Below are 22,566 nucleotides of genomic sequence, written 5' to 3' on the forward strand. Positions count from 1 at the left end.
ACACCGTAATGTCATTTGCACAAACATACGGAATCTCTTTCAAATAATATCATATTTCCGTGAATTTTTCTTCGACACGTGATTGAGATATCTTGGAATTGGGAGGTACACTATGGGTGAGCCAGATGTTACCCCCGATAATAGATCCTCGGCCAATAGTGATCCGTCCTAATATGGATGCGTTGGAATAAATGGTCACATAATCCTCGATGATCGGGTGACGGGGCAAATCTATCGGAAGTCCTTCCTCGTCCAGCGTAAAACTCTTGGCTCCTAACGTCACACCTTGATAAAGGCGGACATGGTTTCCGATAATGGCGGTTTGTCCCACGACAATACCCGTTCCATGATCGATACTGAAATATTCTCCGATCTGCGCCCCGGGATGAATGTCGATCCCGGTTTGCGAGTGTGCCATTTCCGTAATGATACGCGGGAGTACCGGTACGCCTAGCTCGAATAATTCATGAGCGACCCGTTGATGTAAAAGCGCGTAGACCGCCGGATAACAGAATATAATCTCACTCACGCTCTTGGCTGCCGGATCACCATCCAAGATGGCCTTTACATCGGTGGACAGTAAATATTTGATATGAGGAATCCGGTTAATAAAAGCGATCGAGATCTCGGAAGCCCGGTCCTTGGAATCACAACAACGCTCTACCTCAAAACAAAGCCCATTATATATTTGCTCTTGCAAGAGATCATAGATCTTTTCCAAATAGACTCCCGTATAATATTGGATAGAGCCTAATTGAGCCTCTTGTTCCGTACCAAAGAATCCGGGGAAGATAACCGTACGTAATAGGCGCATGATCTCATGCAACGTAGCGACTGAAGGCGATGGCTTCTGATGCAACGGGATATATTTGTATTCCGGTAGATCAGGAGCCGACAGCCGTTCTACGTTCTTCTGTATCTGTTCTAAAATCGCTGTTCTATTCATCTTTAATTATCCCAAGTAGGATCGTAACTGATTAATGAGTTAGAGGCATTGCCCAAACCGATATAGATATAATTATCCAAGACATACATGCAATGTACAGACCTGTTAGCCGCTGGTAACTGGGATTTCTGGCTCCAGTTCTGAGAGTCCGGATCATAGCACCAAATATAACCGTCCCCGTCTACGCCATATACGTAATTACCATAAGCGATAGCACATAAAAGCATCCTTCCGGGGAACGAAGCCTCCTTTTCCCAAGCTACAGCGTTCTTGTCTGTAGACCAAAACTGTGTCGTATATTCCAAAGAAGGATCCGCTTTATTAATAATCCCCAGTCCGGCATATATACGGTCACCAATTACAACGGATATTCCGCCGTATTGTTTAATCGGGAAATTAGATTTCTTGCTCCAAACGAAAGCGCTCGGTTCATAAGTCCAGACTTCATCGATTAGTTCGTTACCTCTACGTCCACCTATGAGGAACGCTTGATCTTCCATTCTGCAACATGCCGCCCGATACATACCTTTAGGCCGTTGCTGGTCTGTTTGTACGGCGCTCCAAGAATTATCGGATGTGGAGTATACATATAAACTGTCACATATCTTTCCTGTGTTATCCAAACCACCAAAAGTCCATAGGCCAAATCCGATGCTGAAACATGCTTGGCCCGATAATTTCTCAGGCTGAGACCTTAAGGGCAACCATTCTTTCTTAGAGGTCATATATCCCCAAAACTCATCGGTGTATTCCCTACCCGTGTCACCGCCTAACAAGAATCCCGTGCTATTAGCCAAGGTACAGAAAGAGGTAGATCCCGGTATCCGGAAAGCTCCCTCAAACCTTGCCCCTGCTCCAAATATATCCGGAGTTTGGAAGCGAACTTCCTCTCCGTAAGCGATACCATTCTTATTTTTAGCGTAAGCCCTTAAATAATAGCTCGTGCCTCCTCTCAATTCCTTTATCGTACCCGTAAACGCTTGTGTACCGGAAGAAAGAGCTACCGCTCCTTCACAATTACCAAAGGCCGGACTAGGACTAGTTCCCCAACATACACCGGCCTCTGTAACCGGTGAGGCACCTTCGGCTAAGACCTCTCCTCCTACCCATGCGGTACCGTTTTTAATAGTAGACACCTCCTTCGTATTGACTGTAGGCAACTCACTTTCCAGAATCGTATGGATACCTTCGCCTGCGCTATAGGTAGTACCTAAAGCGTTTGTCGCATAAGCACGTACGTAATACCCTTTCTGCTGTTGCATATCATAGATTTTCCCGGCAAATTCTCCGATACCCGCTCCGCAAATAATCGTATCCCCATTTTCTATTGTCGGCGATTTATCAGCACTAAAGCAGAAACCACATGCCGTGATCGGAGAATCTCCCTCGCTTATTATTTCCATGGAGAACTCCGCATAGGTAAACTCTGTCGCTATTTTCTTGAATTTGTTATCATCTAATACAGGACGACCATTCGTGGTCTTAAAGGTCTCGACTTTCGCCCCGTTATACTCACCATATTTACTTTTTGCGTAAGCTCTAACGTAATAGGTAGTTTCCGGTTTTAAATCGGAGATCGTACAATAGAACGAATCGGCTTCCATGTCTATACGAATCGTAGAGTCGGATGCTGAAGGCTCCGGATTCAGCATTAAGTAAATACCCCTTTCCTCGATTTCGGCTTCCCCTTGTTTGGTTATCATACCTCCACATTGAACGGAAGTAGACATCACGTTGACTGGCAATAAGGTCTTAACGCTTCCTAATCCATCTTTCGTCTTAAAAGGTAAAATCTCTCCATAAGCGGTATCTACCGCATTGATCGCATAGGCCCGGATATAGTAATCCAGATCATTGGTTAAGCCCTCGATCGTAGCCTCATATTTTACCTTACGCTTGGATACGGCTTTTTTATTTTTCTCTATCACAGTAAAGGTTGATTCCGTGCTCCAACAAAAACCGGCCTCTGTCACGGGAGCGCCGTTTTCTTGCAAGACCTCCCCCGATACTGTCACGGAACTAGCCGTGGACTTCAATATCTCGTCTGTCTTAACAGACGGTTTTTTAGCGTTTCGAATGCCACCATCTATATCCGGATCATTCACGCATCCGGCCATTAATAAAGCCGCAAATAGAATAGAGAAGAGTGAGTATATATGTTTCATAAATAATCAATATTAAAAGAATACACCTAAGCCAGCGTTTAGATCCAAGTACTTAAAATTAACCGTATTGCATCCAACGCTAATAAATACAGAGTTCGTTATTTTCATCATCAAGTCAACCTCGGCAGCGACCCCTTTGTATGAGGAATCAATATTCCGGCACCATACCTCTCGTGTACTATCGTAGTTTTCATAGGAATGGGTCGTGAACGAATGTAGTAAAGCTCTTTCACCATATCCCAAACCAACGGAGGCATATAACCACGGAAAGCATTTTACGATTAAACCGGCCGTTCCGGCTATACTATTTGTCTTCGAGGATTTACCTGTATTAAGCTCATAAGATTCCCCTTCCGAATTAGAGAACTTAATAATCTGCCCTTGGTTATTACATTCGTCCGTATAATTCATAAAAGACATATTCGTCTTGAAACGGACATACCAACCGAAGCGTTGCCCCATACCTCCTACCGTGATTCCATAAGGAGATTCGATCGAATACGAGTATCCCGCGAAAAACTCCATTCGTTTCTTAGGGGATACCGCCGCGGAATCTATCGGTTGGGCCTCCGGTTCCGCCGGCTTTAACAATATCTCTTGGTATTCTTTCCAATAGGTTGCTAGCTCCTCACTTTTAGGGGTTCCGATACCTTCCGAATAATAAATGATTAATTTAGAGATGGCATCCGGATCATCTTCCGTAGCTTTGACCGTCAGGCAGTTTAAACATTTATTCATCAAGCTACGCATGGAAGGCCGCATTCGCTCGTTGGAAAGCCAAATCGTAGTCAGCTGATCAATACTGTATGCGTCGCATTGCGATACGCCTTCCTCGTACCACATTTTAGCGTCACTATAATCAAGACGTTTCATCGCTTCATCTCCCTTACGGTTGTATTCCGTACGCTGTTGCGCCAGCAATCCGAGGGGAAATACCGCACATATCATCAATATCCAAAGTCTTTTCATATAATAGGTAAATACATGTTTAGTTGTTCATAATATTACAATCAATAATAAGTAAGGCCTTCGCTAATCAATGATCCGTCAGAATTATAAATATCAAACAAATTGTCTTCCCGTTCGAATGCCCGGCCGTTATCCGCGATACCGACACTTAGGTATTTGCAAGGAATACGTTCCTCGGCTTTCGAATCGATCGCCCCGTATCTGTTATTTGACTTCTTACGTACGATCTTATATCGTCCGAAAGCCATTTTCTCCTCATACAGGGCCTTTTTGTCCGCTATAAGTTTCTCCTCGGTTTTCTCATCGCAAGCGATGATCAACCGGACTACCTCTTCCGTAAGTTTCGTATCCTTTGCTTCCGACAAATCTTTCTTAGCTCCCGAATAATCAGCTTTGGCCATTTTTTCCTTACCGGAGGCGATTAACGAGTTATATTTCTCATTCATCTCATTTTCCGATGGCTGATCCGGGAGAACATTCTCTTCTATCGTATGCTCTGTTTCCATAGGTCGTTTCTCTTCCACTTGAGGCTCTTGTTTCTCCGCTTCCTTTATCTCAGAGATAGGAGGTTCCGTATGTAAAACTGGGTGATCTGGCATTTCTACTTCTTTTGAGACATTGCTATCCGGCTCCACAGCTGAAGGTAAATCAATACTCTCGACAACCTCTTTTGTGGGCCTATTGCTATGCACTAAAAGAGCTGTAGCGGATCCTACAACGACAAATATAGCGATTCCGATAGGAATTATTTTCTTTCTGGAATTATTCTTTTCTGTTACTGGCTCCACGGCAGGTGGATTAGCCACATTGACAACAGTCTCTTCATCATCCGATCCTACTAATTTAGAATCTACAGGTGATGAATAAACCACCGTTGTTTCCTCATTCACAATCTCGGGAGATGGACTTGGGACAACCTGAACTTCCTTTTCCGCTTGAGAAAAATCCAAAGACGCCAACATCTCGCCCACCGTCTCAAAGCGATCCGCAGGAATGATTTGCATCGCTTTTATGATAACAGCCTCTGTTTTCGGGCTGATCGCCGCATTGATTTCAGAGGGGTTTCGCAAAGGACGTGCGGCACGTAGTATAGATTCTGTAGGGATTGTTCCCGTTAACAGATTATACATCGTGGCTCCCAAGGAATAAATATCCGGACGGGGCGAGAACACTTGTGTTCCTTCGTTATCGTATTGCTCTATGGATGCGAATCCTTTAGAAAGGGTTAACATCGTAGTGCTGGTCTCTTCCTGCTCGATATCGTAACGTTTGCTGACTCCGAAATCGATCAAGCGGGCGTTCCCGTTCTTATCGATCAAGATATTGCTAGGCTTGATATCTAGATGCAAGATACTCTTATCATGAACGAATTGTAACGCCTCGCCAATTTGCCGTACATATTTAAGGACCGTAGCTTCGGGCAATATCCCGTTTTTCTCAAGCATATATTTTAGCGAGAAGCCGGAAATATACTCCATGGCAATATAAGCCGTATTGTTTTCCTCGAAAACCTCCAACACGTTTACGATATAGGGATGGTGAACTTCCGATAGGATCTTTGCCTCTTTGATCAGTTTTTCCTTGAACTTGTTAAATAAGACCTTTCCCGTCTCCGAATGTACTTTTACGGCTTGGGAACCGGGTTCTCTATAACAATAATCCTTGAAGAAATATTCCTTGACACAGATAGGGACCTCCGTCTTTACGGTGCCTAAAGATCCTTTAACCTCTGTATACCAAACTCCTCTGTAGGTTATGCCAAAACCACCTTGACCAACCACATGAGTAAGTCTGTATTTTCCATTTTGAAGAAGATGTCCGTCTGGCAGATTCATAACCTTGAATAATTCCATTTAATCTGCCAAAAGTACGTTATTTATATAAAAGAATAAAGAAAAGAGAGAATATTTTGCTTAAAACCCATGCTATCTTCCACTTTTTGAATAGGTATGATATAAAAAGAAAAATTATCCCGAGTCTTGCCGTCACAGGCTTCCATGAGAGCGTCCTTTATTTCCGGAACAGATAAACGACCATTAAATATCTCTGCGATCTTTTCATTCTTCAGTCTTTCAAGAACCCCGTCCGTACAAAGAAAGAGGAAATCGTCGGGTTGAATATCGTTCAAGGTAATAATGTCCGCTTCTGTTGGAGTATGAGTGCCTTGTATAGCCCGGATAATCACATTCCGCTGGGGGTGGGTTAACGCTTCTTCCGGAGTGATCTTACCTAATTTAACCAACGAATTTACCAATGAATGATCTTCTGTTTGATATAAAATCTCCCCCTTCCTCAGATGATAGATCCGGCTATCTCCGATATGAGCCAATACGATTCCGGAAGAAGCGATATAGGCCATGGTGAGCGTAGTAGCCATACCCATCGCTTCCGGATGCTCTTGAACATAGGAGTCGAAACAGACTTCCGCATAATGTACGGCTTTATGGATAAACTCAGGCGTGGGATCATCCTTTAGGAACGTAGAAAAGAAAGTTTGTATGGACTCGCAAGCTAATGAGCTGGCTACCTCCCCTTTCTCGGCTCCACCCACACCATCGCAAACCATAAACAATTTTTGGTCAAGGGTCACTTGTTCGGGAAGCGGGTAAATGGAATCCTCGTTATTCGATCTGCCTCCTTTTTCCGTAATAGCACATGGCTTACCGATCGTTATAATCATAACAAATGAGTTTTATTCATTAAAACGTAAGACGGTGCGACCAATAATAATCTCGTCATTATCATTGAGCACGACCACCTCGCCATTCTCTAGGTAACTGTTATTATATAACGTATGGTTTTTACTATTATTGTCGGTAAGGAAATGTTTATATCCACCTTTTGAATCTTTTTTCACCTCAATGCAAATATGCTCGCGACTCATCGTGCGATCAGCCGTGATAATTGGCATCGTAGCTTGTGAGGCGTTCGACTTCCGGCCAATGACAACCTTCCCTTCGTGAAGAGGAAACGCTTGTTCAGGTGTATCGGCGTCTGGAAGAACCGTCAGTCTGCCGATTCCAGTCTTGACAGGTGTCACTAAAATCGTATCGGAATCGATTTCCTGATGATTACATTTCTCGGATAATAAGGACAAAGGAATAGGCTCTTTGCATTTCGGACACTTAAAGGAGGTAATGCCGAGGGGAATCTTCCCCTCGTCTACCTTTAATCCTACATGGCAATGTGGACATTTAACCGCGATCATACGATAAACGAAATATCTGCGCCATCCATATCCGTAGAGTACAGATCCATCATATCTGTATCGGAAAGCATAACCGTATCGTCCGCCAATGTTATAAAGTCTGAATGATCGAAAGACTCGATGCTACTATCGTCTATAACTATGGCATCGTCTAGGTCGACACCTCCTCCTTCCACGTCTATTATGACAGCATCCGCTGGCATGACGTCATTGCCGTCTAAAGTTACGAATGTATATTCCTCTTCTTGCATAACCTTTGTTCCTAATATATTAATATTCCGAAAACAAAAGTACAAAAAGCAATGGATTAATAAACTTGTTATTCTCTCTTATAATCAAACATTTGGGTTTCATGTACAAAAGAGGCTGTTTTACTATACGAAAAGAAAAGGCTCATTCTCTCACCCATTTGGCCTTACAGGAAGAAACTGGGCATTGCTTTCGGTTTTTCAATGATTCCCAAGGGATCTCACCTAAGAATGTCCCACATTTCGGACAAACATAGTCTATCTTAAATTGATTGGCGATATCCTGCAATTGCTGGGGAATTTTGGCTGACTGCTTGGCTCCTAGATAGATTCCTACCGTAGGGGCACAAATCGTTATCAGGAGGCTGATGCCGAATAGTTCCGGGCTACCTTTCCCTAAGAAGCCTATCACGACCCCCACTATTCCGGGCAAAGCAAATGGTAAGGATTGAAATAATCTGGTCTTAAACTGATTAGAGGATTGAATCTTAACTTTTGCTTGAATATAATCATCGTAGACTTTTTTCAATGCGGCAAATTCATCGCTATAATCATTATTGTATTTAAGCACCTCGGAAAGATTTAAGACATAGCTATCCCCCAAGCGAATATGATCCGTAGGAGTAACACGTTTCTTTACGATCTGGGCTCCATTCACGAACGTACCGTTAGTAGATCCCGTATCCTCCAATAATAAGTTGCCACCATCCTCACGTATCAGACGGGCATGATGGCGGCTTACATGAGGATCGTTTGCAATAAAATCATTGTCTTTTGCTTTTCCTATCTTTATAATCATAGTCTTATTCCTTTTCCTCTTCCTCTTGAGGCTTTCCCATCTCCTTCTCAAGATTATCTTTCAGCACTTTCAACGGATCCTTGGATATTACCAACTCTTTAGGCTTACCCTCTTCCGTCAATAATAATAAACGCTGCTTAGGGAGATTTATTTGTAAGATATGATTTTTATTTATGATATGACTTTTTCCGACACGCATTAATATCTTGTTACAACCAGCGACCTGCTTCTCTAAGATCTCTTCTATTTTTCCGATATTTATAGCGAAGGTAAATTGGATGCCATTTGACAACAATAGTTTCGTATAGTTCCTGTCTGCTTCAAAATAAAGGATCTGACCAATCTTAATGCGCAACAACTCATCCCTTGTTTTTATAATTAAATACCGCTCCATACGTAGAAATTGTTTTTTCGTTTCTCTTTCAAAAACAAATATACGGTATTTTCTTTATTTAATAGGTATCTTTTGGGGGAAAGATTGGTAAAGTGCACCAAAAACAAGAGCCTTTTCCCTGCTCAGAAGAGACACCGATACGCCCTCCCAGCCTTTCAATTATATTTTGGCAGATAGAAAGTCCAAGCCCTATGCCTTGCTTTTGGTTTCGTCCTTTATAAAAACGATCGAACACATGAAGTTTTATTTCCTCCGACATTCCTTCCCCCGTATCGGTCACGGACAAAAGAACCTCGTTCTCCATGGCTTGATATGACAAGATGATGCTACCTATAGAGGTGTACTTAATTGCGTTTGTTATAAAATTGCCAAGAACTTGTTTCAAACGGATACGGTCGGAGCGTAATAAAAAGGAATCCAAAGATTCCGGATAGGTCAAAGCTACCCCTCTCGGTACTTTGATCTGGAAAGATGCTACCGTTTCTACAATAAGTTGTCTTAGATCAAATTCCATGAAATCAAAGGTCATGGTACCAGACTCGAGCTTAGCCAGATCCAATACATCATTAACGATACCCAATAATAACTCATTATTGGTCTGAATAAGATTAATATACTCTTGTCTTAGCTCACCATCCTCTTCATCCCCTAAAAGAGAAGAGAATCCGACAATAGCGTTTAATGGCATGCGGATCTCATGGCTGATGTTTGCCAAAAAGGAGGATTTCAAACGCTCTGATTTCTCGGCCTTCAGCATTCGTTCTTCCATCGCTTTCAGTTCAGATATATCATAATTCATCAGTAATAGGATGGGGCTTGATTTCTCCAGACCCGCCTCCATTATATCCAGACGAACCCATTTCCATCCCTCGCCATCCCTGACCCGGACTTCCCCTTGATCATGATCAGTTTCTCCGTGGACAAGTCGGCTCAAGGAAGTTTTCAAGCATTCACGGTCTTCTGGCTTGACATTGGAATATATGCCTACTATCTGGCTCAATGGAGTTCCCGGAACTTCACCCATATTCAGATACCATTGTTCCATCGCCACTCCTTCCCCAGTAGACAAATCATACTTTGCGCAGCCGATCTTGGCACGATGACTTATCTGAGGAAAAAAAGGCTCGAACTCTATGCCTAATGTCGTTTTCATATATATCCGTTCTCATTATATTTATGCAAAAAGAGGGTTTAGCCATAAAAAACGAATGAATTAATCGTTCGTTTTAATTAGTCGTTTATATCGATTATTTTATAGGGAACATATAGGTTTAGTAAAATACCCCAAAAACCGCATCAAAATTATATTCTAAAGTCTTTTTGACTTTCATAAGTAAATGTTTTTTGCGATATTTGCAAACGACTAATTAAAACGAACGATTAAACTAGTCGTTTTGTTGCCTTCCCCTCCACTTCAATATCCTGATATATAAGATTATACCATATGACTATAAAAAAATAGAGGGTAGATTGATCACTCAATCCACCCTCCTGTCTATCGTGTGCTTAAACTATTAAAAATCAACCCCTTGATTAGTCTTCTAGAGCCGCTTGCGCCGCCGCGATACGAGCGATGGGCACTCTAAAAGGTGAACATGATACGTAATTCAAGCCAACTTTATGGCAGAACTTAACGGAAGAAGGCTCACCACCATGCTCGCCGCAAATACCACATTTCAAATCCGGACGGATGGCACGACCTTTCTCAGTTGCCATACGAACCAGCTGTCCTACACCATTTTGGTCTAGTACTTGGAACGGATCGACCTTCAAAATCTTCTTCTCTAAGTAAACCGGTAAGAAGGAAGCGATATCGTCACGAGAGTAACCAAATGTCATCTGAGTCAAGTCATTCGTTCCGAATGAGAAGAATTCAGCGCTGGAAGCGATACGATCCGCTGTCAATGCCGCACGAGGAATCTCGATCATCGTTCCTACCTTGAATTCGATACGATCGCCAACTTCCTTGAATAGCTCTTCGGCCGCGGTACGGATCACCTTCTCTTGTTCCTTGAATTCATATAAGATACCTGTTAATGGTACCATGATTTCCGGTTTAGCCTCAATACCTTCTTTCTTCAAATCCAAAGCGGCACCTAAAATGGCCCGAGTCTGCATTTCCGTAATTTCCGGATATGTATTACCTAGACGGCAACCACGGTGACCCAACATCGGGTTATGCTCGCAAAGAGATTCCACACGTTTTTGGATCTCCTTAACGGACACGCCCATAGTCTCAGCCATTTCCTCTTGACCTTTCAAATCGTGAGGAACGAACTCATGCAAAGGAGGATCGAGCAAACGAACGGTAACAGGACATCCGGCCATAGCCTTGAAGATACCCTTAAAGTCCTCTTTCTGATAAGGAAGGATCTTCGCCAACGCTTTCTTACGACCTTCAGCGTCCTCGGCCAAGATCATCTCACGCATAGCTTTGATCTTCTCACCTTCGAAGAACATATGCTCCGTACGGCAAAGGCCAATACCAACGGCACCGAAGCTACGAGCGATCGAAGCGTCGTGAGGCGTATCAGCGTTTGTACGAACTTGCAATTTTGTATATTTATCGGCTAAAGCCATTAGCTCTGCGAAGTCACCTGACAACTCTGCCGCTTTCGTCTCGACCTGTCCTACATAGACTTCCCCGGTCGTACCATTGATAGAGATATAATCACCTTCTTTCAAAGTCACGCCATCAACGTCTACCGTCTTATTCTTATAATCGATGTTCAAGGCACCAGCACCGGATACGCAGCACTTCCCCATACCACGAGCTACAACAGCGGCATGAGATGTCATACCTCCACGAGCGGTAAGGATACCTTCGGCGACAGCCATACCGGCCAAGTCTTCCGGAGAAGTCTCGATACGGACCATGACAACCTTTTTGCCATCGGCATGCCATTTAGCGGCATCATCAGCGAAGAATACGATCTGTCCGGTAGCGGCACCCGGTGAAGCCGGCAAACCTTTTACCCACACTTTCGCCAGTTTCTCGGCTTTTTTATCGAATACAGGGTGAAGCAACTCATCTAATTTATTCGGCTCGATACGGTTCAACGCTGTTTTCTCATCAATCATACCTTGATGCAATAAGTCGATAGCGATTTTCACCATAGCGGCACCGGTACGTTTACCGTTACGGGTTTGCAAGAACCAAAGTTTACCCTCTTGTACGGTAAATTCCATATCTTGCATATCCCGATAATGATCTTCCAATTTCTCTTGGATAGCGTCTAATTGCTTATAGATTTCCGGCATGGCTTCTTCCATGGACGGATATTTAGCGATACGTTCTTCTTCTGAGATTCCGGCACGTTCAGCCCAACGTTGTGAACCGATCTTCGTAATCTGTTGCGGGGTACGGATACCTGCTACAACATCCTCACCTTGAGCGTTAATCAAGTACTCGCCATTGAACAAGTCCTCACCATTACCCGCGTCACGAGAGAAACAAACGCCTGTAGCGGAAGTATCGCCCATATTACCGAATACCATGGCTTGTACGCTAACCGCCGTTCCCCACTCGTCTGGAATACCTTCCATCTTACGATACAGGATAGCACGCTCATTCATCCAGCTATTGAACACGGCACAGATAGCGCCCCACAATTGCTCATAAGCGCAAGTCGGGAAATCCTGTCCGGTCTGGGCCTTAACGGCTGCCTTAAATTTAGAGACCAATGTTTTCAAATCTTCAACGTCAAGCTCGTTATCTAACTTAACGCCTTTCGCTTTCTTTACTTCCTCGATGATCGCCTCAAACGGATCGATATCCTCTTTGCTTGTCGGTTTCATGCCTAATACGACATCTCCGTACATTTGAACGAAACGACGATAGGAATCCCAAGCGAAACGAGCGTTGCCCGTCTTACGAGACAATCCTTCCACTACCTCGTCGTTCAAGCCAAGGTTCAATATCGTATCCATCATACCCGGCATGGACGCACGGGCACCGGAGCGAACTGAAACTAACAGAGGATTGGCAACATCACCGAACTTAGAGTTCATTAACGTTTCGATATTAGCGATCGCCTTCTCAACATCCGCTTTCAGCAACTCTACGACTTTATCTTTGCCTAACTCGTAATACTCTATACAAACTTCTGTTGTAATCGTGAATCCCGGAGGAACCGGTACACCAATCAGATTCATCTCGGCAAGGTTAGCGCCTTTACCACCCAGCAGATTTCTCATATCTGCCTTACCTTCGGCTTTTCCATTTCCGAACGTGTAAACTCTTTTTCTTTCCATATTCGACAGTATTGAATTTAGATTCTAGTTTTGTTGATTTCAACTGTTATATTGCTATCTCAACTTTGCAATGCTGCAAATATATGCTATTTCTACTTTGCAAGCACGAATAGCGTTAAAGATTTTTACATGTTTTACAACTATTCTTTACCATTTATATCCAGCAAATGCTTACATTTGCGTGCGGAAGTTTGTTGACGCTTCCATTTCCCATCGGATTTCCCGCCTATCTCTTTGCCCCTTACATATAATATATGATCTTTTTCTTTTATTTGTGTCTATTTATTTCCAATAGGAAGACTCAGGAGTTTTTTGCTGAAGAAACTTTAGTTTCATTACTTGAAACTAAGTGTTTTTCCACAGTTTGCAGAGGTAGCGAAAACCAATTAACAATCAAATAGTTATTGATTTCTGTTTTTGGTTGTTGGTAGAGAAAGCGAGCATTATAGGGCATGTTTTGCTGCGACTTCCGTTACTTATCCGTTACCTTGCAAATACGGATATTTCAAGGGATATAAACAATTATTTTTCAATGCATTGCGTTACTTTTCATAACTTCAAAAAGCTCGATATTTATTAATTTTGTAACTAAAAGAAGTGAGTTTATGAGAAGTACATTTTCCGTGTTGTTTTACACCAAGAACCAATCATTGAAAGACGGTAAGGTGCCCATTATGGGACGTATAACCATCAACAAGACCACCGCCTGCTTCAGTTGCAAGCGGGAAGTTTCACTGGCATTATGGGATGCCAAGGCCAAGAGGGCGAAGGGAAAATCCGATGAGGCCAGACGGCTGAACCAGGAACTTGACAATATCAAGGCCCAGATCACAAGGCATTACCAGTATGTCTGTGACCATGACAGCCTGGTGACGGCTAAAAGTGTCTACAACCGCTATCTTGGTTTCGGAGACGATTATCACACCCTTATGGGACTGTTCAGGGAACAGCTTGCCTCCTACAAGGAAAAGATAGGCAAGGAAAAGGCGGCAAGCACCTATCGCGGGTTGGTGGCCGACTACAAGAATCTGCTGCTTTTCCTCAAAGAGAAGAGGCGCATCGAGGATATAGCCATCGCCGACCTTGACAAGAAGTTCATCGAGGACTATTATAACTGGATGCTCGGGACATGCGCCCTGGCGAACTCGACGGCTTTCTGCCGGGTCAACACCCTGAAATGGCTGATGTATACCGCCCAGGAAAGAGGCTGGATAAGGCTTCACCCGTTCATTGGTTTCAACTGCCTGCCCGAATACAGGCGGCGCTCTTTCCTCACCGAGGAGGACTTGCAAAGCATCATCCATGTCAAGTTGAAATACAAGCGCCAGCGGGCCATCCGTGACATGTTCCTGTTCATGTGTTTTACAGGTTTGGCGTATGCGGATCTGAAGGAGATCACGTACAAGAATATCCATACGGATTCCGATGGTGGTACATGGCTGATGGGTAACCGTATAAAAACGGGCGTGGCCTATGTGGTGAAGTTGCTTCCTATCGCCATCGAACTGGTCGAGAAGTACAGGGGGGACAATGAAAAGAAAAGTTCGCCTGACAAGGTGTTTCCCGTAGGCGAATACCAGGCCATGGTATCCAGCCTGAGGGTCCTGACCAGAATATGCGGCTGTTCGACCGGGATAACCCCGCACATCGGACGCCACACCTTTGCCGTTCTGGCCATTTTAAAGGGAATGCCGTTGGAAACCTTGCAGAAGGTATTGGGACACAAGTCCATTCTTTCCACCCAGATTTATGCCGAGCTGATCAATCCGAAAGTCGGGGAAGATACGGACAAGCTGTGCATGAAGATCGGTGACACATACCGGCTGGCCAACTAAGCTCCGAAACTTATATAAAAAACTCCTTCAGCCTCGAATCCGGCCGAAGGAGTTTTTTTGTTCAGAATACGCGCCGTTTGTTTATCTGGCATATCGCCTGAAGTCCTTGTAGTTTTTTTTCAGTACCTCGTACAGTCCGCTTTCCGGGTATAGCAGCTTGCCTCCTGCGGCGGTAATGGAAGTGTACGGGATTGCCTTCTCGTCCCTGAGTGCCTGAAGCGTCCTTCTGGATACATGCAGTTTCTCGCAGACTTCCTCTCCCGTTAGATAATGCTCGTCGGCTATGCCCGGACGGATTCGAGCTGTCGCGTTTTCCAGTGCCCTTCCACATCTCTTGATCCATCCGGTGAGTTCCTTGAACTCCTCCGAATCCCTGGTAATGATTTCCGCCATCTGTTACTTTCTGTTTTTGATTAGTCCTTCTTCCAGGATTTGCTGTATGTCCGTCTCACGGTAAAAATATTTTCCGCCGATATGTGAGCAGGGGACCAGTCCCCTGTCACGGTAAGCCTGGAGACACCTCTTCGAGATTCCCAATGCCAGGCATACCTCCTGCGCGTCCACCCATTTATCCGGGACAGGTGGAGCCATTTTCCGGGCGAGATCCTCCACTTGTACGGACAACGTGCTGAGCTGCCGCTTTAATTCCAGATAAGCGCTTGTTTCGATAATTGTCAGTTCCATATTTATTTTTTTAGTGATTTCGGGTGCAAGATAGTGAAGAAAGAGGGATGTTACTTTCCTGTGTCATGCATTGTCATGTATAGTCACTAATAGTCATATGCTTTTCTGGAAGCCCGTCGTGAAACACTATACCCTTTCCAATCCTTGACGGGAAGATTATCCGGACGATATTTCGTGATTTTTAGAATAATTCCTATATTTGGAACGAAAATATGAGTTTGGGAAAAGAAGGAGTATTTTTCCTTCTTTCTTGAGATATATAGACATAACGTTCGCAGAACGTCCTAAAAGTGGGATCTGGTAAATTTCAAAAGAATAAGGGACTTCTGTGTAAGGCTATGCTATGCATTGTCATAGCGTGGCTTGCACAGCCTTTATTCTTAGCTTTACCAGAGCTCCACTTTTAGGCTGGGCAAGGCCGCGCTTTTTTTGCTCCTGCCTGCGACATAAAAAAATCAGCTTATGGCAAAGATTCAGCTTATGGCCTTTCTCTCCCTTGACGGCTGCCTGTTGGAGCGGCAGTTCCTCTCCGCGTTGCAGGATTCCCGGGACAAATACGGTATTACCAGAATCAGGAAGAAGGCGGTACGGCACCTTGAGGAACCGGTATCTTTCGTCTCGCTCTCCCGATGGAAAGAGGAAGGGGACGGTATCGCTCTTGTCGAGGCCTGCCCTGATACACTTCCGCTTGTTGACAGCCTGCTCAGGTTCTGGATGGTGGACGAGATGGTGATCTATCTTATCCCGAGACTGCAGGGAGGTATCAGGCTGTTCGGAGACGCCCTTGCGCCTTCCGTTTGGAAATTGACTGGAAACAGACATTTCGATACGGGTGTCTGCCGTCTGGATTATTTACATACAGGATATTGAATGGCGATTGCGGTAGGATCTTCCTCATAGCGTACCCCAAGGCCCAGCCTGTTCATTCCCTTACGGACAATAACTCCTTGCCATCGGCAAGGAACTTTCCCGTGAGCGGGCCGTTGGCTTTTTCCGCTCCGTCACTTTGGGAAAGGAAATCCAACGTTCACTCAGTGGAAACTACCGTCGGTACGCATCAGGTGGTAACGTCCGAGACGCCTCGAATGACATATGGATTTCCCTTACAGTATCGGTCCTGTTACAGCTCCCGCTTGCTGTCGCCCTTGAATGTAAGCTCCACCTTGTAATTCTCGTCCATTCTGAGCGACGCCTCATAGGGTTTTCCCGCCTTGGTGGTGAATTTCAGGAAGGGGGTAGCTTCCCATGCCATCAGCCGTGTCATCTCTTCGTCTGTCATCTCCCGTCCGTTGAACATACGCGGAAGATGGAACGCGCAGTCGGGATCTTCGCATTTGGCCACCCTGTCGTAGAGTGTCACTTTGCCTGTCCCACATTTCGGGCAGGCGCACCTTGTCACACCCGGGTTCCCGACCTGCAGGGCGAGCAGTTCCGACACGATCTTCCGTGCATACTCATGGACACCCTTCATGAACTTTCCGGCACTGAGCCTTCCTTCCTCGATTTCACGCAGCGCCTCTTCCCAGGCTGCCGTCATAGCCGCATCGGCGATCAGCTTGTCTCCTACGATGCCGTATATCTCCAGCCCCTTCTTGGTCGGGATGAGACGGTTTCCGATACGCTCTACGTACCGTCGTGCCACCAGCAAGTCAATGATTCCTGCACGGGTGCCCGGTGTCCCGAGCCCGCACCTCTCCGTCATTTTCTTTTTGCTTTCACCGTCCGCCGTGCCGCCGGCGTTTTCCATGGCAGCCAGCAGTCCGGCTTCCGTGAATGGTGGCTGCGGCTTTGTACTGTCTTCCAGTATCTCTGTTTCCAATACCGCCAGCGTCTCTCCCCGATGGAACTGCAGCAGGGATTCGCCTTCTTCCGCCATGTCCGGTCCGTTGTAAATGTCCCGCCATCCCGGATACTTCACCCGTGAGGTTTCGGCCTCGAATACCATTCCGCCGTAATCGGCCCTGACACGTATGGCCTCCTTGACGCATCCTTCGGAAAATGCTTCCAGCATCCTTCCGGCGATCAGGGAATAGATGTTCTGCTCGTCCGGGGAGAGTCCTTCGGGCATCTCTCCCGTGATGAGAAGGGCATGGTGTCCTGCTACGCTGTCCCCGTCCACCGCATGAGGGTTCAGTCCTTTCCCGAGCAGCCTTTCCACGTGCCTTCCGAAGCGGGGATGCCCTTTAAGGGAGGCGACGAGCGTGGGTGCCTGCTTGAATATGTCTTCCGGAATGTGGCGGCATCCGGTTCTCGGATATGAGACGCACCCTCTTTCGTAGAGCCTTTGGACGACGGCGAGTGTCTGTCCGGCTGTCATGCCCAGGCGTGTATTGGCTTCCCGCTGCAGGCCGGTCAGGTCATGTGGCAGAGGCGGCTCCTCCATGATCTCTTTCTTTTCCACGGCAAGGACCGTACAGCGGCCTTTACCCTTCAGGCTGGCCCGGGCTTTTTCCGCATCCTCTTTCCTTTCATACCGGAGGGGACACGTGAAAAGCACTTTCTGCCCGTCCTTGCAGACACCGGTCTGCAGATGGAAACAGCTCACGGGCACAAAATCCCTGTTTTCAAGATAACGGCGGCAGACCAATGCCAGCGTGGGAGTCTGTACCCGTCCGAGCGAGTGGTTGCCCATGCCGGCAGCTATCCCCAGGGCGATGCTTGCGTTCACGCCCAGTATCCAGTCCGCTTCCCTGCGTGCCCTCGCCGCCAGGGCGAGGTTGTCGAAGTCACCGTCCTCTCTCAGATTTTTGAAACCGTCCAGGATGGCCTTTTCCGTCAGGGAGGATATCCACAGGCGCAGGGCCGGTTTACGGTAACCGAGATAGTCCAGAAGATCCCGGCTGACCAGTTCTCCTCCACGCCCCGCATCTGTGGCTATGACAAGCCCGTCGGCGTTTTCAAGCAACCTACGGAGCACTTCCAGTTGCCGGGTGGCTACCGGGTCGGTGACATACCCCTCCTCCGTCCTGACTTGTCTGACAACGAGGCGGAACGGGACCGGAATGAGGGGAAGCGCCTGCCGTTCCACACGGGCGGGTCCGTAAGCGGACGGCGGTGCCTGTGCCAGCAGGTGGCCGTAAGTTCATGTGACGGCATACCCGTTGCCGTAAAGATATCCTTCCGCCTTTTCACGGGCGCCCAGTACGGAGGCGATGCTCCTTGCCATGGCTGGTTTGTCTGTAAGTACGATTCTCATAATTTTTGTCTTTATCAGGTGAATAATTGGTTACATGCTCATGCCTTTGTTTTTGGCCTTTGTCTTTTTGACTTTTGCGTTCCGGACCGTTCTTTTCTCCTTTACGGTACCCCTTCCGTTTTTTTCCGCCTTTTCGGAGAGCGGTACGGCATCTTCCGTCCCATGGGGAACGGAAGGGGCCTTCGGGCTGTCGGGCCGGCGGGCGGGAAGCATGTCATACCCGCCCGGGCCGGCATCCAGCCTCACGTGTTCCAAGGGACGCAGATATTGTAGCCCTTTCCCGCCAGAGGTGAACTCGTAGATGACCGTCTCCCTTCCTTGCAGCAGGCTTTCGTAGTTCTGGTAATACAGGCTCTCCGGCGGCACGCCGTTCTGCCGCAGCATCCCGCAGATCCCGTCCGGGCAGAGGGCGCCGAACCGCCTGTCATGGGGAGCCATGAATATATACCTGTAGGTGGAGAGCAGCAGCCTCTCCGTGAGCAGGCTGGGACAATGCTCATAGCCGGTCATCCGGTTTATCATCCTCCCGACACGGTCCAGCCTTTTGGCAAGGTCACGGGGCCTGGAATGCAGCGGGATGCTCCCCAGCTCTTCCAGCGAGAGGTTGATACGGCCGATGACCGCCCTTTCCCAGTCCGCTGTCAGGTCCGCGCGGTTCTGCCGGAAGTTGTCGCGGAGAATCCGCAGCGGGTTTCTGGTGCCGAGGAACAGCCTGACACGTTTTCCGAGGGTCGGTTCCCTGAGGTTGGACGCGCTCCAGCGGATGACGTTGAAGCGGTAGGCGTCCATGAACTGCCGCAGCGGGTTACGGTACGAGAAGATGTCCCTCAGTGTCCGCATCAATGCCCGTCGGCCGACAGCGCGGCGGCCCATGTCGACGGCCTCTTCCGAGGTAAGTGGTTTGTTGGTTGCCATATATGCTTGCAGTTTACAGTTTTACTTGTCTTCCTTCGGCATGTTTCCGTTTGGAAGAGGGTTGTTTTCTCTTTTTGCCGGTATCGGCCGCCCCCGGGATATCCGCCGGACTCTCCAGCATGCGTGATATCCTGTCGGCATACCTTGTTTCCGACCGTGGCATTCCTGTCCGGACTCCCTCCCTTGCCAACAGGGCGGCGGCGATCTTCCTGGAAGTCTCCCGGAGCTCCGCCATCCTCTCCCCGAGGGGAAAGTCCGGATGGAGCTCCTTTTCCCTGGATAGCCTTCCGAGTTCTTTTTCCACGGAGGCGAACTCCCTCCTGTAACGGAACGGCTCCTCCAGCGCCAGGTGGGCGTATCCCTTTTCCGCGATGTCCTGCAATGTCATGATATCCAGGTTGCGTCTGGAAAGTTCCAGGGAGCCGGCCGTAACGAACCTGTCGAGGTTGGCCGCCGTGGGCGAGAGGTCGAAGGAGGCTACCGGACGGTAACTTCCGAACACTTCCAGTCCGGGCTGGGAGGCGGGGAAGCTCCGTCCGGGCTGCCGGGACATCTCCATCAGCCGTTTTGACGAGGTCTCGATGCGGAATATGGACAATGTCCCCGGTCCCTTTCCACAGGGGGAGTAGAAATTGTCGGCTATTTCCTGCAGGTACTCGTGCAGGTGGCGCGGGCCGTGCAGCCCCCTGTTGAACACCCTGACGCCTTGGTCCGTCTTTACGGCGGTCACGAGGAACCGGGCGCTCCTTCCTTGAAGGATACGTTCCCGTGCGGTCTCGTATGCCACGAAGTCTTTGTAGCCTGGCGAGTGTTCCAGCCCTTCCAGGTTCCTGCGGTCCGTTTCCACACCGTGTGCCTCCAAGTAGGCGGCCCGTCTCAGCGGGACGGAGTTGCCGTCCGTGATCCCGCCGTTTTCGATGATGAAACGCCATGCCTGCCTGGGTTCCTTCTCCTGCAGTCCGCTGACAGGGGGCAGCTCCTCTTTCCGGATGCCGGCATAGAAGAGCAACAGGTTGTCGGGGATGCCTCGGGCTTCCTCGAGTACGGCTTTACGTGCCGCTTCCTTGACGAACCGGATGAAGGGGTTCCCGCTCCGGGGCGTATGGTCCGTTATCATGAAGGAGGCTATCCGGTTGTCCGGACACAGTTCCAGACAGAAGTCCTTCAGCCCTTCTTTTTGGGGACGCGTTCTTTGCAGTCCCAGCTTTTCCAACCACGAGGCCATATTATCTTCCTATGTTAGTTCTTTTACCTGTCTTTTCCGGTTTCTTTTCCCGCCTGCGCCTCGTATCCGGGGTGGGCGAATATCCTCGCACGTCGTATTCGTTCTGCAGGATGCGCCGTGCCGTATCGCTGACGGCTTGTCTCATGGAATTCCCCAGCAGCGTGTCCGCCTGTGAGGAGAGGAAGGAATGGCTCATCTGCGAGCGCAGGGAGGAAAAGCTGCAGGAATGCCTGAAGTTCCTGTTTTCCGGTATCTCGTCAAGATCCCCCGTCCTGCACAGCCTGTCCAGTATGCCGATGTTGAAGGGTGTCTCATTTTCCATGAGCTTGAATGTCTTCAGCATCTCCCGGTATCGGGCGAGGTCTGGGGACATGTCGCACTCCACGGCGGGCTTGCATCCCCGCAGGATATCCGCCCGGAGGAATTCCGCCCTGGCGGGGATGAAACTGCACCTGTCGTCGGGGGCAAACATCCTGCCGCACTCCCGCGCCTTTTCCACCAGCCTTGCGTTGTCCGTGCTGAAATAATAGACGCCCAGTTTGTCGGTATTTCGGTGTATCGGGCTGAAGAAGTTGTCCGCATTATACTGGAGATAGCTCTCCGCCCGTTCCAGTCCCCGGCCTGTGTCGTCGAAGAGCAGCACGCCCTGTCCGGTCTGTATGGCCGTAAGCACACGGTTGCCGGTATCCTTCTCGCGGCTTTGGTGGAAGTCGTGGTAGGCTTCCAGCAGCCTGCCCGCCCTCCCGTTGTGGAGCGTCCGTTCAAGCTCGCCGACGATAAAGTCCCGGCTGTCGGTCCTCCTGTAAGGGTCGGCCGTCTCATGGACAAATCCGATATCCCGCAGCCTCTGGTGGTCGTCGGAGGGCCACGCGCCTCTGTCGATTATATCCCGCACAAGGGATTCCACCCGGTTCTTATCCCCATCGGCGGCCTCGATGCAGTAGATACTTTCCTCGGGCAGGTAGGCCCCTTTCAGCTGTTTCCTGACCTGGCTGAAGCAGAACTCCCCGAACCGGCGGTCCAGGTCATTTGCGTCAGAAGACAGCATCCGGCAGTATTCCAGGTTGTTCCTGCCGTTCAATATGAATCCGATATACATGGTGGTACTGTTTTAATTTATAATTTTCTGCCGGAAGGCTTCCGTCCGGTCCTTTTCCTTTTCTCTGGTAACTCCTCACACTGCCCTGCCGGATGACGGATGCCGTCCTTTACCCGGTAGGTCCTGACAGGGAACGGTTCACCGGATACCAGTAATTTGTGCTGTATGAAATCCGCCATGCAGTAGAGCAGGTGTCGTGAGGCGGGGCGGTCATTCTCCGGAAGGTACAGGGCGTGGCCTTCGGAGAGCACCCTGAACTGCTCGTTCTCCAGCTTCACGTTTCCCACGAGCAGGGCGGTGTCGGGATTACTGAGGTATTTCTCCAGTGACCGGTGCCCCCTTACGTCAAAGTCCCGGCGGAGGATATCGTCCGCCTTTTTCCTTATCTCGGATGAAAGTTTCCTGAAAGCCTGCGGGTCAAACAGCTCGGCGGCTTTCACCTGCGTCACCTCTTCGAACCGTTCGGCCAGGGGAAGCAGCTCCCTGTAATAGGTGAACGGCCGGTCATGGATATTCATGTAGCCACGCTCCCTGATCGATAGCAGGCGGTATATGTCCTCGTTCTCCGCTCTGGAGGAGAGTTCAAAAGTAAGTATTCGATAAACTCCCTCGTATATTGGGTAACGTAT

At 47.9% G+C, this 22,566-nt stretch carries 21 protein-coding genes; 2 read left to right on the plus strand and 19 right to left on the minus strand.

What is annotated here, in order from left to right:
• Window positions 1-49 precede the first annotated feature (49 nt).
• The 11 genes from DW205_RS14810 to ppdK form a co-directional block, all read right to left on the minus strand.
• Window positions 50-946 carry a serine O-acetyltransferase gene (locus DW205_RS14810; RefSeq protein WP_005857041.1) on the minus strand — a complete coding sequence of 299 codons (897 nt, stop codon included), beginning with the start codon at window positions 944-946 and terminating at the stop codon, window positions 50-52.
• 2 nt (window positions 947-948) lie between these two features.
• Window positions 949-3,111, minus strand: coding sequence for a kelch repeat-containing protein (locus tag DW205_RS14815; RefSeq protein WP_005862357.1), 2,163 nt, complete (start codon window positions 3,109-3,111; stop codon window positions 949-951).
• A gap of 12 nt (window positions 3,112-3,123) precedes the next feature.
• Entirely contained in the window at window positions 3,124-4,080 is a 957-nt protein-coding gene (locus DW205_RS14820) for a hypothetical protein (protein WP_008772192.1), read from the minus strand.
• Between the two features lie 41 nt (window positions 4,081-4,121).
• The gene (locus DW205_RS14825) at window positions 4,122-5,915 is read right to left on the minus strand and encodes a serine/threonine-protein kinase (RefSeq protein ID WP_158557038.1); all 1,794 of its coding nucleotides are present in this window, start codon (window positions 5,913-5,915) and stop codon (window positions 4,122-4,124) included.
• 41 nt (window positions 5,916-5,956) lie between these two features.
• A complete protein-coding gene (locus DW205_RS14830) occupies window positions 5,957-6,760 on the minus strand; it encodes a PP2C family serine/threonine-protein phosphatase (protein ID WP_005862361.1) in 804 nt (267 codons plus the stop codon).
• A gap of 12 nt (window positions 6,761-6,772) precedes the next feature.
• The gene (locus DW205_RS14835) at window positions 6,773-7,288 is read right to left on the minus strand and encodes an FHA domain-containing protein (RefSeq protein WP_005862362.1); all 516 of its coding nucleotides are present in this window, start codon (window positions 7,286-7,288) and stop codon (window positions 6,773-6,775) included.
• Window positions 7,285-7,539 carry a hypothetical protein gene (locus DW205_RS14840; RefSeq protein WP_005862363.1) on the minus strand — a complete coding sequence of 85 codons (255 nt, stop codon included), beginning with the start codon at window positions 7,537-7,539 and terminating at the stop codon, window positions 7,285-7,287. Before DW205_RS14840 ends, DW205_RS14835 begins: the two co-directional genes overlap by 4 nt.
• A 142-nt stretch (window positions 7,540-7,681) precedes the next feature.
• Complete coding sequence (locus DW205_RS14845) at window positions 7,682-8,335, minus strand: FHA domain-containing protein (protein WP_005857056.1); 654 nt, start codon at window positions 8,333-8,335, stop codon at window positions 7,682-7,684.
• Between the two features lie 4 nt (window positions 8,336-8,339).
• Window positions 8,340-8,729 (minus strand): LytTR family DNA-binding domain-containing protein, encoded by a 390-nt coding sequence (locus DW205_RS14850; RefSeq protein WP_005857058.1) that lies wholly within the window; start codon window positions 8,727-8,729, stop codon window positions 8,340-8,342.
• 58 nt (window positions 8,730-8,787) lie between these two features.
• Entirely contained in the window at window positions 8,788-9,882 is a 1,095-nt protein-coding gene (locus DW205_RS14855) for a HAMP domain-containing sensor histidine kinase (RefSeq protein WP_005862364.1), read from the minus strand.
• 380 nt (window positions 9,883-10,262) lie between these two features.
• The gene (gene ppdK, locus DW205_RS14860) at window positions 10,263-12,983 is read right to left on the minus strand and encodes a pyruvate, phosphate dikinase (RefSeq protein WP_005862365.1); all 2,721 of its coding nucleotides are present in this window, start codon (window positions 12,981-12,983) and stop codon (window positions 10,263-10,265) included.
• Window positions 12,984-13,588: 605 nt separating this feature from the next.
• Here ppdK and DW205_RS14865 point away from each other — a divergent pair.
• Window positions 13,589-14,818 carry a site-specific integrase gene (locus tag DW205_RS14865; RefSeq protein WP_121963109.1) on the plus strand — a complete coding sequence of 410 codons (1,230 nt, stop codon included), beginning with the start codon at window positions 13,589-13,591 and terminating at the stop codon, window positions 14,816-14,818.
• 81 nt (window positions 14,819-14,899) lie between these two features.
• On the opposite strand, the gene DW205_RS14870 is transcribed toward DW205_RS14865, so the two are convergent.
• A complete protein-coding gene (locus tag DW205_RS14870) occupies window positions 14,900-15,211 on the minus strand; it encodes a helix-turn-helix domain-containing protein (protein WP_121963110.1) in 312 nt (103 codons plus the stop codon).
• A 3-nt stretch (window positions 15,212-15,214) separates the two neighbouring features.
• On the minus strand, window positions 15,215-15,382 hold the full coding sequence (locus DW205_RS22300) for a helix-turn-helix domain-containing protein (protein ID WP_048928529.1): 168 nt from the start codon (window positions 15,380-15,382) through the stop codon (window positions 15,215-15,217).
• A 600-nt stretch (window positions 15,383-15,982) separates the two neighbouring features.
• On the opposite strand from DW205_RS22300, the gene DW205_RS14880 reads away from it, so the two are divergent.
• Window positions 15,983-16,372 carry a deaminase gene (locus tag DW205_RS14880; protein WP_225982401.1) on the plus strand — a complete coding sequence of 130 codons (390 nt, stop codon included), beginning with the start codon at window positions 15,983-15,985 and terminating at the stop codon, window positions 16,370-16,372.
• A 250-nt stretch (window positions 16,373-16,622) separates the two neighbouring features.
• Here DW205_RS14880 and DW205_RS14885 read toward each other — a convergent pair whose 3' ends face one another.
• The 6 genes from DW205_RS14885 to DW205_RS14910 form a co-directional block, all read right to left on the minus strand.
• Window positions 16,623-18,530, minus strand: coding sequence for a DNA topoisomerase (locus DW205_RS14885; RefSeq protein ID WP_121963113.1), 1,908 nt, complete (start codon window positions 18,528-18,530; stop codon window positions 16,623-16,625).
• A 54-nt stretch (window positions 18,531-18,584) separates the two neighbouring features.
• Window positions 18,585-18,698 carry a DNA topoisomerase III gene (locus tag DW205_RS14890; protein ID WP_121963114.1) on the minus strand — a complete coding sequence of 38 codons (114 nt, stop codon included), beginning with the start codon at window positions 18,696-18,698 and terminating at the stop codon, window positions 18,585-18,587.
• 30 nt (window positions 18,699-18,728) lie between these two features.
• Entirely contained in the window at window positions 18,729-19,613 is an 885-nt protein-coding gene (locus DW205_RS14895; RefSeq protein WP_117700417.1) for a hypothetical protein, read from the minus strand.
• Window positions 19,614-19,626: 13 nt separating this feature from the next.
• Window positions 19,627-20,838, minus strand: coding sequence for a DUF6047 family protein (locus DW205_RS14900; RefSeq protein WP_121963115.1), 1,212 nt, complete (start codon window positions 20,836-20,838; stop codon window positions 19,627-19,629).
• 1 nt (window position 20,839) lies between these two features.
• Complete coding sequence (locus DW205_RS14905) at window positions 20,840-21,937, minus strand: DUF6047 family protein (RefSeq protein ID WP_121963116.1); 1,098 nt, start codon at window positions 21,935-21,937, stop codon at window positions 20,840-20,842.
• A 17-nt stretch (window positions 21,938-21,954) separates the two neighbouring features.
• The coding region (locus DW205_RS14910) for a DUF6047 family protein (protein ID WP_255417771.1) at window positions 21,955-22,566 on the minus strand (612 nt) is incomplete at its 5' end.

The organism is Parabacteroides sp. AM17-47, from assembly GCF_003434625.1.
Lineage (GTDB): Bacteria > Bacteroidota > Bacteroidia > Bacteroidales > Tannerellaceae > Parabacteroides > Parabacteroides distasonis.

Bases quoted from the DNA above. Each gene is read 5' to 3' on its own strand.
- DW205_RS14850 (WP_005857058.1), bottom strand. From the start codon at position 8,729: ATGGAGCGGTATTTAATTATAAAAACAAGGGATGAGTTGTTGCGCATT.
- DW205_RS14905 (WP_121963116.1), bottom strand. From the start codon at position 21,937: ATGTATATCGGATTCATATTGAACGGCAGGAACAACCTGGAATACTGC.
- DW205_RS14835 (WP_005862362.1), bottom strand. From the start codon at position 7,288: ATGATCGCGGTTAAATGTCCACATTGCCATGTAGGATTAAAGGTAGAC.
- DW205_RS14830 (WP_005862361.1), bottom strand. From the start codon at position 6,760: ATGATTATAACGATCGGTAAGCCATGTGCTATTACGGAAAAAGGAGGC.
- DW205_RS14870 (WP_121963110.1), bottom strand. From the start codon at position 15,211: ATGGCGGAAATCATTACCAGGGATTCGGAGGAGTTCAAGGAACTCACC.
- DW205_RS14825 (WP_158557038.1), bottom strand. From the start codon at position 5,915: ATGAATCTGCCAGACGGACATCTTCTTCAAAATGGAAAATACAGACTT.
- DW205_RS14855 (WP_005862364.1), bottom strand. From the start codon at position 9,882: ATGAAAACGACATTAGGCATAGAGTTCGAGCCTTTTTTTCCTCAGATA.
- DW205_RS14845 (WP_005857056.1), bottom strand. From the start codon at position 8,335: ATGATTATAAAGATAGGAAAAGCAAAAGACAATGATTTTATTGCAAAC.
- DW205_RS14890 (WP_121963114.1), bottom strand. From the start codon at position 18,698: ATGAGAATCGTACTTACAGACAAACCAGCCATGGCAAGGAGCATCGCC.
- DW205_RS14865 (WP_121963109.1), top strand. From the start codon at position 13,589: ATGAGAAGTACATTTTCCGTGTTGTTTTACACCAAGAACCAATCATTG.
- DW205_RS14840 (WP_005862363.1), bottom strand. From the start codon at position 7,539: ATGCAAGAAGAGGAATATACATTCGTAACTTTAGACGGCAATGACGTC.
- DW205_RS14810 (WP_005857041.1), bottom strand. From the start codon at position 946: ATGAATAGAACAGCGATTTTAGAACAGATACAGAAGAACGTAGAACGG.
- DW205_RS14815 (WP_005862357.1), bottom strand. From the start codon at position 3,111: ATGAAACATATATACTCACTCTTCTCTATTCTATTTGCGGCTTTATTA.
- DW205_RS14820 (WP_008772192.1), bottom strand. From the start codon at position 4,080: ATGAAAAGACTTTGGATATTGATGATATGTGCGGTATTTCCCCTCGGA.
- DW205_RS14900 (WP_121963115.1), bottom strand. From the start codon at position 20,838: ATGGCCTCGTGGTTGGAAAAGCTGGGACTGCAAAGAACGCGTCCCCAA.
- ppdK (WP_005862365.1), bottom strand. From the start codon at position 12,983: ATGGAAAGAAAAAGAGTTTACACGTTCGGAAATGGAAAAGCCGAAGGT.
- DW205_RS14880 (WP_225982401.1), top strand. From the start codon at position 15,983: ATGGCCTTTCTCTCCCTTGACGGCTGCCTGTTGGAGCGGCAGTTCCTC.
- DW205_RS14895 (WP_117700417.1), bottom strand. From the start codon at position 19,613: ATGGCAACCAACAAACCACTTACCTCGGAAGAGGCCGTCGACATGGGC.